Annotated in this window: 12 protein-coding genes and 1 tRNA gene; 10 read left to right on the top strand and 3 right to left on the bottom strand. The window is 43.7% G+C overall.

Annotation, left to right across the window (positions count from 1 at the left end):
* Positions 1-127: 127 nt before the first annotated feature.
* The 9 genes from EII32_RS08740 to aspA all read left to right on the top strand — a co-directional run bounded on the left by EII32_RS08740 (position 128) and on the right by aspA (position 11,270).
* Positions 128-201: transfer RNA gene (locus EII32_RS08740), tRNA-Ile, on the top strand.
* Between the two features lie 336 nt (positions 202-537).
* Entirely contained in the window at positions 538-1,197 is a 660-nt protein-coding gene (locus EII32_RS08735) for a hypothetical protein (RefSeq protein ID WP_125235048.1), read from the top strand.
* 121 nt (positions 1,198-1,318) lie between these two features.
* Positions 1,319-2,827 carry a succinate CoA transferase gene (locus EII32_RS08730; protein ID WP_125235047.1) on the top strand — a complete coding sequence of 503 codons (1,509 nt, stop codon included), beginning with the start codon at positions 1,319-1,321 and terminating at the stop codon, positions 2,825-2,827.
* A gap of 809 nt (positions 2,828-3,636) precedes the next feature.
* Positions 3,637-4,122: a TlpA family protein disulfide reductase gene (locus tag EII32_RS08725; protein WP_125235046.1), complete on the top strand. Its 486-nt coding sequence runs from the start codon at positions 3,637-3,639 to the stop codon at positions 4,120-4,122.
* A gap of 50 nt (positions 4,123-4,172) precedes the next feature.
* Positions 4,173-5,831 (top strand): DUF6029 family protein, encoded by a 1,659-nt coding sequence (locus EII32_RS08720; protein WP_255416459.1) that lies wholly within the window; start codon positions 4,173-4,175, stop codon positions 5,829-5,831.
* Between the two features lie 50 nt (positions 5,832-5,881).
* Positions 5,882-6,679 carry an Omp28 family outer membrane lipoprotein gene (locus EII32_RS08715; protein ID WP_125235045.1) on the top strand — a complete coding sequence of 266 codons (798 nt, stop codon included), beginning with the start codon at positions 5,882-5,884 and terminating at the stop codon, positions 6,677-6,679.
* 18 nt (positions 6,680-6,697) lie between these two features.
* A complete protein-coding gene (locus EII32_RS08710) occupies positions 6,698-7,360 on the top strand; it encodes a hypothetical protein (protein WP_125235044.1) in 663 nt (220 codons plus the stop codon).
* 21 nt (positions 7,361-7,381) lie between these two features.
* Positions 7,382-9,325, top strand: a complete 1,944-nt coding sequence (locus tag EII32_RS08705) for an Omp28-related outer membrane protein (RefSeq protein WP_125235043.1) — start codon at positions 7,382-7,384, stop codon at positions 9,323-9,325.
* A 526-nt stretch (positions 9,326-9,851) separates the two neighbouring features.
* Entirely contained in the window at positions 9,852-11,270 is a 1,419-nt protein-coding gene (gene aspA / locus EII32_RS08700) for an aspartate ammonia-lyase (RefSeq protein WP_125235042.1), read from the top strand.
* 228 nt (positions 11,271-11,498) lie between these two features.
* Here aspA and EII32_RS08695 read toward each other — a convergent pair whose 3' ends face one another.
* The 3 genes from EII32_RS08695 to EII32_RS08685 form a co-directional block, all read right to left on the bottom strand.
* Positions 11,499-12,893 (bottom strand): hypothetical protein, encoded by a 1,395-nt coding sequence (locus tag EII32_RS08695; RefSeq protein ID WP_125235041.1) that lies wholly within the window; start codon positions 12,891-12,893, stop codon positions 11,499-11,501.
* Between the two features lie 602 nt (positions 12,894-13,495).
* A complete protein-coding gene (locus EII32_RS08690; protein ID WP_125235040.1) occupies positions 13,496-14,107 on the bottom strand; it encodes a response regulator in 612 nt (203 codons plus the stop codon).
* Between the two features lie 3 nt (positions 14,108-14,110).
* On the bottom strand, positions 14,111-16,018 hold the full coding sequence (locus EII32_RS08685; protein ID WP_125235039.1) for a sensor histidine kinase: 1,908 nt from the start codon (positions 16,016-16,018) through the stop codon (positions 14,111-14,113).
* A 373-nt stretch (positions 16,019-16,391) separates the two neighbouring features.
* Here EII32_RS08685 and EII32_RS08680 point away from each other — a divergent pair.
* On the top strand, positions 16,392-16,622 hold a 231-nt coding region (locus EII32_RS08680; protein ID WP_148096820.1), incomplete at its 3' end, for an InlB B-repeat-containing protein.

The following is a 16,622-nucleotide window of genomic DNA, read 5'->3' as shown; positions in this document are numbered from 1 at the left end:
GCGGTTGACTATTTAAAAAAATAAAAAATCAAACATTGAAGACAAAAAATCTGTGTTTTACTTGCATATTTCACGGAAAAGAATTACCTTTACACCCGAATTAATGCACAAGTGTATAATATTCGCCGGACTTGTAGCTCAGTTGGTTAGAGCAACAGACTCATAATCTGGAGGTCCCAGGTTCAAGCCCTGTCTGGTCCACAATGAAAATCAGTAACTTGCAGACATCTCAAGTTGCAGATTTTTCTTTTTGTTGAAATATAATTCGAAAACATTTTCTTTCCATTATAATTAAATGTCAATTTCTTGAATACTATTGTTTGTTCCATTATTATTAATGTGTGTGGCAGTATTCATCATAATCATTTCGGTTGCATTTCAACTTGTGACTTACAATGTAGTTGGCTTCCTTCATGAATTTTGTCACATATATTTTCTCTCGGAATTTTGAACTTTTGATTATTTTCCATATATTTGCAAACGGAAACAATAAGTAATTGATTTAAGCATTCAAACGTATTAAACCAACGAAGTATTATGAAAAGGGAATTTACCTTTGCAGCAGTTTTGGCAATAATGTTGCTTGCTGTTACTGCGGCATGCTCACAGCCTAAAAAATATCCGGCAAAGGAGAACGCCGAGGAAGTTGCCAAAACATTGTCACGCAAAAAGAAAACAGACATTAACGCGGCTCGGATAATGCAGATGTATATAGATCAAGATTACACTGCTTTGGCAAAGACAGCCAAACATCTCGGAATGGAATGTCTGGGAAAAGACATAAAGGTGAGAGAAGACTTGTTGATTACAATCTTTGCACGCGGCATTGACTACGATGCCAAAACCGACAAGTACAAAATAATTCGGAAAGACGGGGCGGCAATAGCCGTTTGCAGAAATACCGTAGATGGTGTGTCGTGGGAACTCATACTCGCGGATAATGCCGAATACAAAGAGATAATGAAAAATATGGAAAGCGAAGATGAATACAAGTTGGACACCGATATGATGGATTTGTTTAAAGACGATCCGGAATCCAAAATTGACAAAATCTTCTGTAAAGGCGTATGTAATGAAGAACTGAGCAAGAGAGAAGGCATGAGGTTAGGCACTATTTATGACATTTTTTTTGATGGAGAAAGAGACGGCTACTATGTTGTGTCTTTCTTACATGGTAACGGAGACACGAATATTTAGTATGAGCATGAATTACAAGACTTCACACACCGATATCCGGAAAACTTTCTGTATCGTATTTCCCTATTTACATTAATTTTATTATCTTTGCACCAAGGATTTTCTTTAAATTAAATTTACTATGGCATATACACGTATTACGGCAGCAGAAGCCGCCGCACTTATCAAAAACAACGAGAACATCGGCATGAGCGGATTTACGCCTGCCGGCACTGCAAAGGCAGTGACACGCGAACTCGCAAAGAAAGCCGAGGCCGAACATGCCGCAGGCAGACCATTCAAGGTGGGAATATTCACGGGAGCATCAACGGGACAGAGTACCGACGGAGTGCTGGCGAACGCAAAGGCAATAAAATACCGTGCACCATACACCACCAACGGAGACTTCCGCAAGAGTGTAAATTCCGGAGAAATAGCATACAACGACATACACCTGTCGCAAATGGCACAGGAACTGCGCTACGGTTTTTTCGGAGACATAGATTGGGCTATAATCGAAGTTTGCGACATTGAGGAGGTCGGAGACAAGATACGCTGCTACCTTACAGCGGCAGGAGGCATCTCTCCGACAGTGGTACGCCTTGCGAAAAAAGGCGTGATACTCGAACTGAACAGTTTCCACAGTCCTGATGCAAAGTTCATGCACGACGTATATGAACCGCTCGACCCTCCGTATCGCAAGCCGATTCCGATAGAACATGTGGGAGACCGCATAGGTACACCATACATAGAGTTCGAAGCAAGCCGACTGACCGGAGTTGTGGAATGTAACCTGCCGGACGAAGCAAGGGCTTTCAAAGACAGCGACCCGGTCACAGACCAAATCGGAAACAACGTCGCAGAATTTCTCATTGCCGACATGCACCGCGGCATTATACCCGACACTTTCCTGCCATTGCAGAGTGGTGTGGGTTCCACTGCCAACGCCATTCTCGGCGCATTGGCACAGAACAAGCATGTGCCGGATTTCAACGTATATACCGAGGTAATTCAAGACTCGGTGGTAGATATGCTCCTTACGGGGCGGGTGAAAGATGCCTCGGCATGTTCGCTTACCGTATCAAACGAGTGTCTCATGCAGATTTACGACAACATGGACTACTGCCGTAAGCATCTGACACTGCGACAGAGCGAAATATCGAACTCGCCGGAAGTAATACGCCGACTCGGAGTTATTGCCATAAACACTGCGATTGAGGTGGATCTCTACGGAAATGCAAACTCTACGCACATAAGCGGAACAAAGATGATGAACGGCGTGGGAGGCTCGGGCGACTTCGAACGCAACGCTTTCCTCAGCATCTTTACATGCCCGTCGACGGCGAAGAACGGGCTGATTTCTTCCATTGTGCCTTTCTGCTCACATCTCGATCACAGCGAACACGATGTGAACATCATTGCCACAGAGCAAGGAGTTGCCGACCTGCGCGGAAAAAGTCCGTATGAGCGGGCACAGACAATCATTGAGAATTGCGCCCATCCGGATTACAAGCAGTTGCTTTGGGACTACCTCAAGATTGCAAAGATGGGGCAGACGCGCCACAACCTGCCTGCGGCATTCGCAATGCACGACACATTGGCACGCAAGGGCGACATGCATCTTACCGACTATGCGGAGTATGTGAAATAAGCATGAGACATTTTGTCTTTAAGAAAGCGGAAAAAAGCGGATACGCAGGACAAATTTATTTTTTACGAAAGTAATATTTGCTAATTCACAATTACCAATTTACAGTCAAACGGGGACGCATTCGTTGCGTTCCCGTTTTTTATTGATTTGTTCAAAACATAGAGCCTTAATCATGCCGGAAACAACACCTCGTAAAAAGTAATTCCGCATGGCACCATTTGTGCATGTTTTTTATTGACACAAGTTCTGTCGTGAGTTGATAACGAGCATGTTTATCATTCGATGTAAACTATTCGCCAATTTAGCCGAAATTGGAGAGTAAAATCGCCTGAATTGGTCGCTAATTTAGCCGAAATCGCAGCACGATTTGACACAAACAAGGAATCGGTTCGGGGGTGAAAACTGCGTAAATAGTTCGAAACCTTCTGCAAGCATATTTACTTTTGCAGAGGTCTCGAAATATCAATGCCTGCCACGAGAGACTGTATGGCTTTCAAAAAACAATACTTTTTCATCGTGTTTTTCATTTTGTAAATGTCTGCATATCTGTAAACATTGCATGTTGTTAATCACGTATTTTGTGGCAGAAAATTGTCATTTCGACAAGTAAAATCATAAAACATCTCCCCGAATGTGATTTTTTTAGTTATTTTTTTTGTCGTTACAAAAGAAAAAATTAAATTTGCAAACTAACAATGACATTATATGGATTGCATTCATTGGATGAAAACATCAATAAATCTCTTGTCAGATCCCTATCTGTTCTATGAAATATAAATGAATAAACACTGATAAAATTATTAACTACAATGAAACGTTACATGATTGTGTTGTTGCTGACATTATTGTTTGGCACGGCAGCAAAGGCTCAACTGCCAAAGGTTGGTCTCAAAAGTATTAATGGAAAAGAAGTTCGTACAGACACTCTTAGCAACAATGGAAAGCCGATTATCATCAGTTTTTTTGCCACTTGGTGCAAGCCATGCAACCGTGAGTTGAAAGCCATAAGCGAGGTTTACGATGACTGGGTTGACGAAACGGGAGTGAAATTGGTGGCAATATCCATAGACGAGGCTCAAAACGTAAACAAGGTTAAACCGCTTGTAGATTCCAACGGCTGGCCGTACGAGGTGCTGCTCGACCCGAACCGCGATTTCAGTCGTGCCATCGGCGTGCAGACCGTTCCGTTTACTATTATCGTTGACGGTCAAGGCAACATCGCATATAAGCACAACGGATATACCGATGGTGCGGAAAACGAATTGATTGAGAAAGTGCGCGAGATGGTAAAGTAATCTTTCAAGTGTAATTTTATAACTAAACAAGGAAGACGTTTTCGAAAACGATGAGACAGTATAATAAACTATTTTTGGCATTTTGCATGGCATCTTTCGTGTCATCGGCATGGGCACAGACCGATGACGACGGCAAGAAGGTAACTCTGAGCGGAAGTGTTCAGAGCGACATTCTTATACCTACGACGAGCAGACAGGACGACAAGTCAAACGAGGATTTCCGTACAAATACATACGTAGATGCCAATGTAATGAACAAATATGTTGATGCCGGTCTGCGATTCTCTTATCTCGAACACCCTTTACCGGGTTTCGAGAAAGATTTCAAGGGATGGGGCGTGCCGTTCTTCTATGTCAAAGGAAAACTTAAGAATGTCGAACTCACTCTCGGACACTACTACGAGCAATTCGGCTCGGGTTTCATCCTGAGAACATACGAGGAGCGCACACTTGGAATAGACAACTCGTTGCTCGGCGGACGGTTGGTGGTAAAACCTTTCAACGGGGTGCAGATAAAGGCTCTCGCGGGCAAACAGCGGAGATATTGGTCGCATAACAAGGCTTGGATAAGCGGTGCCGACATGGAACTGAACATAAACGAATGGTCGAAAAAGATGCAGGAGAGCGGCACGTACATAACGCTCGGAGCATCATGGGTCAACAAACACGAGGCTGCCGACTACGAGGAAGTGTTTGTCGATGCCACCCACAAACTGAAATTCCCTTGCAATGTAAACGCGTACGATTTTCGAGCAAGATTTCAGAAAGGCGGATTCAGCGTACTCGCAGAATATGCCGGCAAGACACAGGATCCGTCGTTCGACAACGGATACAACTACCGTAAGGGATATGTTGCCATGCTGTCAACATCGTATTCGCAGAAAGGAATGAGCATTCTGTTGCAGGCAAAACGGTCGGACAATTTCGCATTCCGCAGTCGTAGAAGCATGGCGGGGACATCGTCGTTCCTCAACCATCTTCCGGCATTTACCGAGAGTCACACTTATGCTCTGCCCGCCATATACCCGTATGCGACACATCCCGCAGGCGAGTGGGCATATCAGGCACAATTCGGGTATAAGTTCAAACGTCGCACAGTGTTCGGTGGACGCTACGGTACGAGTCTTAAGATAAATTTCTCACACGTTCATGCAATCAATCAAAACCCACATCTGCTCAACGGAATATACACGAAAGGTTCCGATGGATACGGATCAAGTTTTTGGAAATGGGGTGACCAAACCTATTACCAAGATTTGAACTTAGTGATTGAGAAACGTTTTACCAAAGGATTTAAACTCACGGCATCCTATATAAACCAATTCTACAACAAGACAATCGTGGAAGGAGAGGGTGGCATGATACATTCGGACATTTTCGTTGCAGACGCAATGTTTACAATAAGTCCGAAGGCGAAACTCCGAGCCGAAGCACAATATCTCGCAACGAAAGACGACGAGGGTGACTGGTTGTTCGGACTTCTCGAATTGTCGCTCGCACCGAAATGGATGTTTACCGTGTCCGACATGTATAACAGCGGTGTCACCAAAACCCATTACTATCAGTCATTCGTGACATACAACCATGGTTCACACCGCATTCAACTCGGATGGGGACGTACGCGCGCCGGTTACAACTGCTCCGGAGGAGTATGCCGATATGTTCCGGAGTCAAAAGGATTTACCGTATCATATAACTATAACTTCTAAACCAATGTCGCTGCCACTTATGTGGAGGGCATATAAAATACTTGAAGACGATGAAGAGGATTATATATATATTAATAGGTGTGGCGATGACGTTGGCATCATGCAGCGAAATCGACGAGAACGAACGGCTGCAGAATGTTGATAAGCCGGAAAATAAAGATTCGGAAGTGGCGAAAAAAGTTCTCATTGAGGATTTTACCGGTCAATTTTGTGTCAACTGTCCAAAGGCTGTTGACGAGATAGAGCGAATACAGAAAGACTATGGTGCCGACACAATTATTGCCGTGGGAATACATTCCGGAAAATTAGGATTTAAAGGAAATGACAAGTATGTCGGTCTCGCCACTGATATAGGCGACCAATATTACAACCATTGGAAAATAGAATTTCAACCTGCCGGACTTATTAACCGGCAAGGAGGAATATTCAAGCACCACGATTGGGCAATGGCGGTTCATAATGCCATTTCTCAGAAAGCACACCTGAGCATTAAATTAGAAAACAACTATAACGAGGTAGACAGAACTGTCAATGTAACCGTTAAGACAAAAGGAATCGGCAATAGCATCAATGGCAAATTGCAGTTGTGGGTTATAGAAGACAACATCATCGCAATACAGAAGATGCCTAATGGAACCAACAACTTGAAATATGTTCACAACCATGTTTTCCGTACCACGGTAAACGGTATTTGGGGCGATGATTTCACGATTCAACGTGACGAGGAAAAAACGGCATCATATACGTTTAAATTGGACGATAAGTGGGTACCGGAAAATGTTTCCATAGTTGCTTTCGTATATAATGGCGGTGGTGTGCAGCAAGTGGAAAAGAAATCAGTAAAATAAATAAAAACAAAAAAGACGATGAAAAAGATTTTTACATTATTATTAATACTTGCAGCCGGCACGACTGTCTCGTTTGCGCAGGGAATTGACAATGTGTTGCAGTTTATAGACAAGAACGGCAACGTTATTGCAGACGGCACTACGTTGACGCGGAACGAGGTGTTTGACGATGGATTCGAACCTCCGATGATTAAGGCTGAAATATCTGTCAAGAATACATCTGCTCAGGAACAGGGTGTTTGCCTCAAATTAAACATAACCAAGATTGAAGGTGGTACAGTTCAGGCTTGCGTTGGCAGTTGCAAGACGTTTGATGCAGAAGGGAATTACAATTCGGACAAGGATGTTGTTTCTGCGGGCAGCACGATGGATCTTGCCACTGAATGGATTTTGGGCGACGCTGCGGAAAATGCCAAATGTACCGTGACATACCAATTGGTAAGAGTTGAAAGTCTTGGTGGATTCCCCCCGAAATTTGGCAATGAGTATCCCGGCGCAACAATTACCATTAACTATGTCAACTCCAAGACACCGGCAGGCATAGATGAAATCTCAACCGACGGTGATGCAAAAGTAGTTGCCCGCTACAATGCAAACGGACAGAAAACAAGTCGGCCGGTAAAGGGTCTCAACATCTTGAAACTTTCAAACGGAAAGACTGTGAAATCCATAAATAATTAACTTTTTAATCAAACTTAAATCATGAAAAAACTATTACTGACATTCGCAGCCGCATTGATGGCTGTCGGGCTTAGCGCACAGAGCGTTATGCCGCGGGACATTACCGCAGGGAAGGTTCTCGTTGAAAGATCTTCTGTAAACAGCGGAATGAAGAAAAATGTTGCAAAGAAAGTTACATTGGCAGACAATCAGCGCATCATGGGTGCATACAAAACCGACCAACTCGCAGAGAGTGGTCTTGGAGCACCGGGAAAGACCGGCATAATGAAGGCTGTCACAAAACTGCCTAACTCGATGCTGGCAAAATTCTCGGGTGGCAAGATTGTTATGCTCCGCATAGGTCTGTGGTATGCCGCTGAGAATTTCAAATTGTATATCGCTTCGATAGATGCTAACGGAAAAGAAACTGTACTTGTGTCGCAGGATGCCGGTACCGGTAAAAAGGGTTGGAACGAAGTTGCCATCAACAACCCCTGCACTATTGACGCAAGCAATGTAGAGGCTCTTTACCTTGGTTTTGAGTACAAACAAAAGAGCACAAATTCCGGTGGTAAATATAAAGACGAATGCTATCCTTTGTCATTGGTCGAAACACCGGTTATGACAGACTTCCTACTTTACGGCAATTTGGGTGAAGGTGCCAAATGGTATAATTTCGGGACAGAATATGGAACGCTGAGCATTCAGGCCGTAGTGGAACTCGACAATATTCCGAATGATTATATTACACTGAACAGTCTTACAATTGACAAGAAATATGCCAAAGCCGGCGAAAAGTTGGGATATAAGGTGGCTCTTGATAATTTCGGAAAAAACAAAGCAAACAATTATGTACTCGACTTAGCCATTGACGGAACAAAAGTTGGTTCGTTCAACAGCACCGCTCCGCTTGAAGTTAATGCCGATTATGATGCAAATGGTGAAATAACAATTCCTGCCACACTTGCCAACGGAACACACAAACTTTCTGTTTCACTGGCGAGCATCAACGGTCAAGCTGTTTCATATCCTGACAACAAGTGTGAGGCAAGTTTCATTTCCTACGAAAACAGTGTTCCGCGACAGAAATTGCTGTTGGAGCAATTCACCTCGCAGTATTGCACATGGTGTCCGTTGGGTGGAAAATTCTTGAAGGCTTTGTGTGATTTGCGCAAAGATATGGCATGGGTGGCAATTCATGGAAACATGCAGCAAAAAGACAAATTCAACAACCGTCAGTGCGATTCCATAATGGCTTACATCAAACCATCCGGATTCCCAACGGCTTCATACAACCGATTATTCATCTCTGAACTTTTAGATGCACAAGATGCTGCCGACAACATTGCTTATGTTTGCGCATACAAAGAGCAATACATAAATCAGGCAGCCGAACAGATTTCAGGTCTTCTCAATAGATATACCGCTTCTCCGGTATTAGCTCCTATAAATATTAATTCAAACTACGATGAGACGAGCCGCAAGCTCGACATTACCATATCAGGTCAAGGCGTTAACGGCGCAGGAGAAGCACTCGCAGATTACGGCATATATGTATATCTTACGGAAGATGGATTGAAAGCTTATCAAACAAATGGCGGTTCAAACTTTATACACAACAACACTTTCCGTGTTGCGCTCGGAACGGTAAAGGGTAACACAATCTCTTGGAACGGTGATGCCTACGAGAATAATTTCTCATATACCGTACCGGCAGAATATGTTACGAAGAACATGCACGTAGTCGCTTTCATTGCCCCGAAAGTGAACATTACAAATCCGGATCATTTCAACATGGAAGTTCACAACTGTGAAATTGTAAGCCTTGAAACACAGACAGGCATAGAAGACATTGCAACAGAAGACAAGAATGTTGAAATAGTTGCACGCTATAATGCGGCGGGTCAGGAAATCAATGTTCCGGAAACCGGTGTAAACATACTTAAACTGTCTAACGGCAAAACTGTTAAGGTGGTGGTAAAGTAATTTCTGATTAGGAATTAACTCTTTATTGGGAGTCAATACGGCAGTCGAATTAACCGGCAAGGCATAACCGGAATAAAAGACTGATGTATTGACTCCTTGATTTTTTATACACCCGATAATATACCGGTTAAACCCAAATCGGTCATAAGAAGCCTCAACCGATTTTGTTCGATTGTTGAGCAGATGTGCAGCATTTTCATCGAAGGCGTGGCGGGCTACGTTGAGATGTAATGGCTGCGCAGATGTCAGCAAGCGGGCTAAAGCAGTTGGGAAGCGTAACGGCAATAGTAAATCTAAGCAAATGCGGTCTAATGGCCGATTTGGGTTAAATCACGGTGAAACCACAAAATTACCCGATTTTATTACCGTGGTTAAATATTGTTAATGCCGTTAAACATTATTAAATTAACGGAAAACTATCGTTTTTTCTGTGCGGTGGTATTTTTATTGATTAACTTTGCATCGTAACCAAATTATTTAATACTATGGGCACTGTACGGTGCCATAATTTAACTAATAATCAATAATGGCAAACGATTCAAAGAATTTCAGAGTAGAATCTGATTTGTTGGGCGAACTTCAGGTTCCCGCCAATGCTTATTATGGCGTACAGACCCAACGCGCTATCAACAATTACAAAATCTCAAACACCCGAATGATGGACTATCCGGAGTTCATCATAGCAATTGCATACGTCAAAAAAGCAGCCGCGATGGCAAATGCCGAATTGGGAGAACTCGACCCGAAGATCGCAGAAGCAATATGCCGTGCGGCAGACGAAGTAATCGCCGGAAAACATTGGGATAATTTCCCCGTGGATATGATGCAGGGCGGAGCCGGTACTTCTGTTAACATGAACGCAAACGAGGTGCTTGCCAATCTCGCACTGGACATCATGGGATATGAGAAAGGCGACTATCAGCATTGCTCGCCCAATGACCATGTAAACTGCGGACAATCTACAAATGATGCTTACCCCACCGCCATACACTATGCAGTTATACGAATGAACAAAGGTCTCGTAAAGAGTATTGAAAACCTTGTTGCAGCATTGCGCGTAAAAGCAGAGGAGTTCAAGGACGCAGTGAAGATGGGACGCACGCAGCTTCAAGATGCCGTTCCGATGACATCGGGACAAGAGTTCAACGCTTATGCCAACAGTCTGCAACAGGAGATTGCCAACATCGAGCGCAACGTCAAATTGCTGCACGAGATAAACATGGGAGCAACAGCCATAGGTACCGGACTTAACGCAGCACCGGGCTACGATGACTTGTGCACCCTCCGCCTGAGCGAACTGACAGGCGAGAAATTCGAGAAAGCATCAGACATGATAGCAGCCACACCGGACACCGGAGCATTCGTAAGTTACTCTGCGGCATTGAAGCGTCTGGCAGTTAAACTGTCGAAGATGTGCAACGACCTGCGACTCATGGCTTCCGGTCCACGTTGCGGACTACACGAAATCAATCTGCCTCCAATGGCACCGGGCTCTTCTATCATGCCGGGCAAGGTAAACCCCGTAATCCCGGAACTGATGAACCAAGTATGCTTCAAAGTTATCGGCAACGATACCACGGTATGCTTCGCGTCAGAGGCAGGGCAGTTGCAACTCAACGTCATGGAACCGGTCATAACCGAATGTCTGTTCGAGAGCATGACATGGCTCGTAAATGCAATGGACACCCTGCGCGAGAAGTGCATAAAAGGAATTACCGTAAATGCCAAACACAATCTTGACATGGTTAAAAACTCCATCGGTATCGTAACCGCACTCAATCCTTACATCGGCTACAAGAACAGCACCAAGATTGCAAAGGAAGCGATGGAAACCGGCAAGAGTTTGGAAGAAGTGGCAATCGAAAAAGGACTTCTTACCAAAGAACAACTCGACGAAATGCTCGATCCCAAAGCAATGCTTGAGGTACACAAGAAGGTAAAATGACAACGGGACACAAAGCGGGAGGCGAAATGAAATTCTTATCCTCTAAACGTGTCCAATCATAACTAATACAAAAAAGGTTCATCTGACAAAGAGATACTTCTTGTCGGATGAACCTTTATGTTAAACCCCAATCGGACAAAAGCGGTTGGGAAGCGTAACGGTAATGGCAAATCTAAGCAAATGCGGTCTAATGACCGATTGGGGTTAAAAGATTCTGCTCGTAAAGTGTTATTCGATGCGGTTGACTCTTTCTATTTCATATTTTTTTAGTTCGTTCTTGCTTGTGCTGATATAGAGCATAAACTCATCGAAAGCAAGATATATTTTGCCATTCATGAGCATTGTACCGACATTGTCCGAAATATGAACACGGTTAAATCCTTCATAAGAAGATTTTGGAACCTTGTAGTATTCACCGTCGTTTTCTGATGGGATATACAAATGAGTTTTAGTTATTGCATACAGATTTGGACGGAAATCATATTCTAAGTGCTGATATTGTTTTATGATTTTACAATCATGATTAAGCCATGCCTCATATCTTGCAATCACATCGCTGTCAGAACATCGTGTGAGGTTGATATTCAATTTCCATACTCCGGAAAACATAAGTCGTTGCAATGGAAGTTCTGCGGGAGTGTCGTCCAACATTTCGGTTTGATACCATACATGATCATTATCTTTATATTGCAGCCCCTCCATTCTGTGCTTAATTGCTTCCGGGTGAAGGATGTAGTAAATAAGATTGCCATCTGTACCTTCTATGATAAAAAGAGAGTATCTGATACCGGACAGGTTATTATCTGCATCCTTTTGCCAATAGGTTAAAAAATATGTTCCGTTGTTAAGAGCATTCTCTATTTGCCAAAAATTAGTATATAGCAACTTGCCTCCACATTCATTCCAATATCCTGCAATATCCAAATTCACAGTACTATTCTTAATATCATTAGCCAAACCATAAAGATTTTCCGGTTCTGTGTAAGACTCGTATATGTCTAAGATTTGTTGCACATAGAATAGCAGCATAAGTCGGCTCTTCTGTGTTTCTTCTCTTGCCCTAATAATTATTGGGAGTAAACCGAACTGTGAAGTACCGCTAACGAATTTCTCCATTAAATGTATCACACATTCATATTGGTGAGGCATATCTATCACATCCCCTTCTTTTGAGTCGTAGCCGGGAATGGCTTTCATAAGCATAAGAATCAAGAAAGGCACATTGATTTCCTGCTCCGTAATTTTTTTAAATATGGCACGTTTCTTATTACCCAATCCGTTGCGAACGTATGGTGAGTAACAATATGACATGATTTCTAAAGCAATACGTTCGGGATTTGCACGTCTGTAAAGATGGTTGTGAAAGAAAATCCATGCTTGTTTATAATGGTACATGATGCTATACAAATCAAATATACCATCGGTTTGCAACTCCACCTCCATATTGAGGTCTCTGAAAGCGGAGCGAAGTTTCTTTTGTGTCACAAAACAACGCTTGATACCATTACTGTGTATCGAACGATTGTCAAAAAACTGTTCCAGTTCTTCCATAGTGTTATATACAAGGCGGGTGTTGGCTATCGTTGTCAACCATTCTTCATACCTTATTTGCTCTTGTTTCATTGTTAAAATATTTTGTTGAGACAAAAATACTCCTTAATATTACTAATAACAAAAAAGCAGTTCGGATATTATTAAAAACAATATGAAAATGTTTGCATTATGTGCCATTCTACGCATTGGAAGCGTTTTTGCCACTCCAATGAACATGATTGATAAAGAACTGAGGCTGTATGATAACTTTGCATCAAGTTAAGAAAACAATAAATTCAAGTAATATGCAGGCGGTAAAAATCATCACCGAATGAAACGCAGGTAGTAAAAACGAAAAACCATGATATTTGGAATTACGATATAACCTCTGCGAAAGTAATTGATTCGGCATAGTACCATCTGTATATGTTTTTTATTGGTATGCATTCTGTTACTAATTGATAATAAGTATGTTTGTCATTAGATAGAAACTGCTTGGCAATTTAGGCGAAATTGGTGAGTAAAACCGCCTAAATTGGTGAATAATTTCGGTGATATTGCAGTACGATTAAGTACAAATGAGATGCCGGTTCGGAGGTAGAAACATGATAAATAGTCAGAAGCCTCTGCAAAAATGATTAATTTTACAGAGTGCTTGTATTATCATTTTGTTTTACGTATGAATCAATTTTTTACACCCATTTGTCTCGTATGGCGATGTGTACCAACTCTGCGGCATTTTTCGTTCCCAATTTTAGAATCAGGTTTTTACGGTAAGTCTTGATGGTTTCGATACTGAGGAACATGCGGTCGGCGATTTGTTGATTGGTGCAACCGTTCACGATATGGCGCAGCAACTCCTGTTCGCGGGCGGTAAGCCAAACGGAATGGTTGCTGCGTTTTTTCATCATACGGTCTATGTCATTGCTAAAATATTGTCTGCCCGCCATGACGGTTTTTATGCCTTCTATTACTTCTTCTGACAAGGCATTTTTCTGTATGTAACCCGATGCTCCCGCTGCCACGGCACGACTAACCATTGTATATTCGTCGTAGGAAGTGAGCATCAGTATCTTCATGTCGGGATATGTTTCGTGTATCTCTTTACAGAATTCGATACCGTTGCCGTCGGGCATGGAGATGTCCAAAAGAAGCACGTCGGGAAGTCTGAAACGTAGTGTTATACGACAAGATGCAAACGTGTGCGACGTGTCAACAACCTTGGCTATGCCTGATTCTTCAATGGCGACCTGTAATCCTTCGACCAGCATGCGGTGGTCGTCCGCTATGTGTACCCGTATCATATCTCACTCCAATTCTATTTCGATGGTTACTTCCGTCCCTGCATCGGGAGCGGAATACACGTTGATTTTCCCATTATAGGCGGCTATGCGGTTGCGCATGTTGGCAAAGCCTGCTCCGTATGTCACGGTTTCGGTGTCGAACCCCTTGCCGTTGTCCTGCACTGAGAGTGACACAAGACGTTTGTCCGCCGTCAGTTGTACGTTGATGAGTGTGGCTTCGGCATGTTTCATCGCGTTGTTGACGAGTTCGCATGCGCAGCGGTATATGAGTACTTCAAGTCGGCTGTCGAGACGTATATTTTCGCCGAAGAACTGAAAGTTTGCCATCGGGACAGACCGGCAGAAATCTTCCACCGAGGTTTTTATACCGTAGCGTGAAAGCGATTCGGGCATCAGATTGTGTGCCACATGGCGGAGTTCGTTCATCAGTTTGTCGAGCATCTGCCGGGCTTTATCCATTCGTTCCATATCCGCCTCCGTCAGTGCGTAGGCACTCTTAATGCCATATAGGTGCAGTCTGACAACCGAGAGCATGCTGCCCAGACCGTCGTGCAGGTCGCGTGCCAAACGGGTGCGCTCGGCATTCTCTCCATCTAAAAGTGCGAGCGTGGATATAAGTTTCCGTTCCTGCTCCAACTGTTTCAGTTGCTGTTCTGTAAGTTCGCGTTTCTTTCTGATCAGGCGGTGTCGGTACACGAGCAGCCCTATAATCAACAGCAGAATGAGCAGTCCCGACAGGCTTACCATGATATAAAGCCGTCTTTCTTTTTCGAGAGACGTTATCTGTTGACGGTTATTCTCTGTCTCGTACATCACTTCCATCTGCGACAATGCTTCGTGGTAGTTCTTGTCGGTTCGTTCCTTCATCATGCGTTCGTATGCTTTGAAGAAATGTGCCGCCTCGTGCGTTCTGCCGAGTGCGGCGGAGGCGAAAGCAATGTTGAACGCCGATACCGGAGCGGTGTTCGGCGACACGGAATCGTTGTTCCATGCTTTCAGAGCGGTGGTGCGGCATTCGGCGTATCGTCCTTGGGCGCGGTAGATGTCTGCGTAGGCATTCCACGTCAATGTGCGTATATACGGGTCGCCCAATTGCAATGCGGCCTCCTCGCATTCGGCGGCACATGCCAATGCCTCTTTATATTGTTTTTTCATAAGATATGCTTTGACAAGGGCTTCGTTGAGATCTGCATGATTTACCGGTGTTCCTTTCTTTTTCGGTTTTACCTTAAGCATATATTTCAATGCCTTGTCCGCATCGCCCAATGCCAAATATACATATCCCAATTCTCTGTGCGCCTGCCCTATGGCGGTAGGTTCGTTGTACTTTTCCGCCAGCACTCTTTCCCGCTCCAGATAGCCCAGTGCCCGCTTCGGATTATCCAACCTGCGGTAGCACTCGCCGATGTTGCCGTGTGCGATTATATAATCGCGACAGCTTTCATCACCGTCGAAATGTTTCAACACGTTGAGATAACTCTCGATTGCAAGAATGAACAATCCCTGCCGGGCATAGAAATTACCCTCGGCCTGATAGGCTTTCTGCACGAGTTTCGGGTTCTCCGTTGCCCGTGCGGCAGTTATCTGCAAATCCAAATAAACTTTTGCGGTATCGTAAGAGCAGCGGTAGGTGTATGTGGAACCGATATAATTGTAAAAACGGAATATCAGTGTCTTGTCATCGCACCGCCGGGCTGCGTTCAACCCCAGCGTACCGTACTTTAAAGTATTGGGCATGTCGTGGGCGCAATATGATTCGGTAATGTCGGCATACATGATTGCCATTTCGCGGTCGGTCAGTTGTTTTTTCTTCATCAGATGCAGCAAAGAGTCGGCATACCGGTTTTCTCCCCGCATTGCTGCGGAAAAGGCAACGAGCGTAATCAATAGTATGACGGCAGTTCTCTTCATCTTACAAGGAATTTGACGTTCAACGATTTCGTTGCAAAATTATGTTTCCCCGGCCGAAACGCAATACCCCACTTGTGGGAGTTTTTCGGTATGTTTGTCATTTTCCTTACAATAGTTCCGGCATGCGAGTTCATAGACATGCCATTTCGCTTCATCCGCTATGGGGAGTTTCGTTCACTAACCGGTTATTTTACCACAAAGATAATATTTTTTGTTTGTAACCGGTAAACTTTACGTCAGTATTCCGTTTTTAATTGCGTTTTTTGTCTCTCTCGTATAAAAACTCCCACAAGTGGGGTATTGAAAGATATGGAGACAGTATAATTTTGCAACATATATATAAGTGTATGTAAAACGATAAAATTTCAAGACTATGAAACGAATTTTGTTTGTCGCTCTTTTGGGTATCATCGCAGTGAGCCTTGTCTCCTGCGGAGACGATGACGAAGCGAGAACGTACTACACCGTAACGTTCGATGCCGACGGCGGTACGCCCGTTCCTGCAGACCAGAAAGTGGAGGAGGGCAAAACGGCAACCGTTCCTTCGCCCGCACCAACGAAAACAGGATTTGTTTTTGTTGCATGGACTACCGATGGAACAAAC

The organism is Prevotella sp. OH937_COT-195, assembly GCF_003932845.1.
Classification (GTDB): Bacteria; Bacteroidota; Bacteroidia; order Bacteroidales; family Bacteroidaceae; genus Prevotella.
This window is presented reverse-complemented; position numbering and strand designations above follow the sequence as displayed.

What these genes read in the sequence shown, in the direction of transcription:
- EII32_RS08735 (WP_125235048.1), top strand. Translation starts at nt 538, where the DNA reads ATGAAAAGGGAATTTACCTTTGCAGCAGTTTTGGCAATAATGTTGCTT.
- EII32_RS08730 (WP_125235047.1), top strand. Translation starts at nt 1,319, where the DNA reads ATGGCATATACACGTATTACGGCAGCAGAAGCCGCCGCACTTATCAAA.
- EII32_RS08725 (WP_125235046.1), top strand. Translation starts at nt 3,637, where the DNA reads ATGAAACGTTACATGATTGTGTTGTTGCTGACATTATTGTTTGGCACG.
- EII32_RS08720 (WP_255416459.1), top strand. Translation starts at nt 4,173, where the DNA reads ATGAGACAGTATAATAAACTATTTTTGGCATTTTGCATGGCATCTTTC.
- EII32_RS08715 (WP_125235045.1), top strand. Translation starts at nt 5,882, where the DNA reads ATGAAGAGGATTATATATATATTAATAGGTGTGGCGATGACGTTGGCA.
- EII32_RS08710 (WP_125235044.1), top strand. Translation starts at nt 6,698, where the DNA reads ATGAAAAAGATTTTTACATTATTATTAATACTTGCAGCCGGCACGACT.
- EII32_RS08705 (WP_125235043.1), top strand. Translation starts at nt 7,382, where the DNA reads ATGAAAAAACTATTACTGACATTCGCAGCCGCATTGATGGCTGTCGGG.
- aspA (WP_125235042.1), top strand. Translation starts at nt 9,852, where the DNA reads ATGGCAAACGATTCAAAGAATTTCAGAGTAGAATCTGATTTGTTGGGC.
- EII32_RS08695 (WP_125235041.1), bottom strand. Translation starts at nt 12,893, where the DNA reads ATGAAACAAGAGCAAATAAGGTATGAAGAATGGTTGACAACGATAGCC.
- EII32_RS08690 (WP_125235040.1), bottom strand. Translation starts at nt 14,107, where the DNA reads ATGATACGGGTACACATAGCGGACGACCACCGCATGCTGGTCGAAGGA.
- EII32_RS08685 (WP_125235039.1), bottom strand. Translation starts at nt 16,018, where the DNA reads ATGAAGAGAACTGCCGTCATACTATTGATTACGCTCGTTGCCTTTTCC.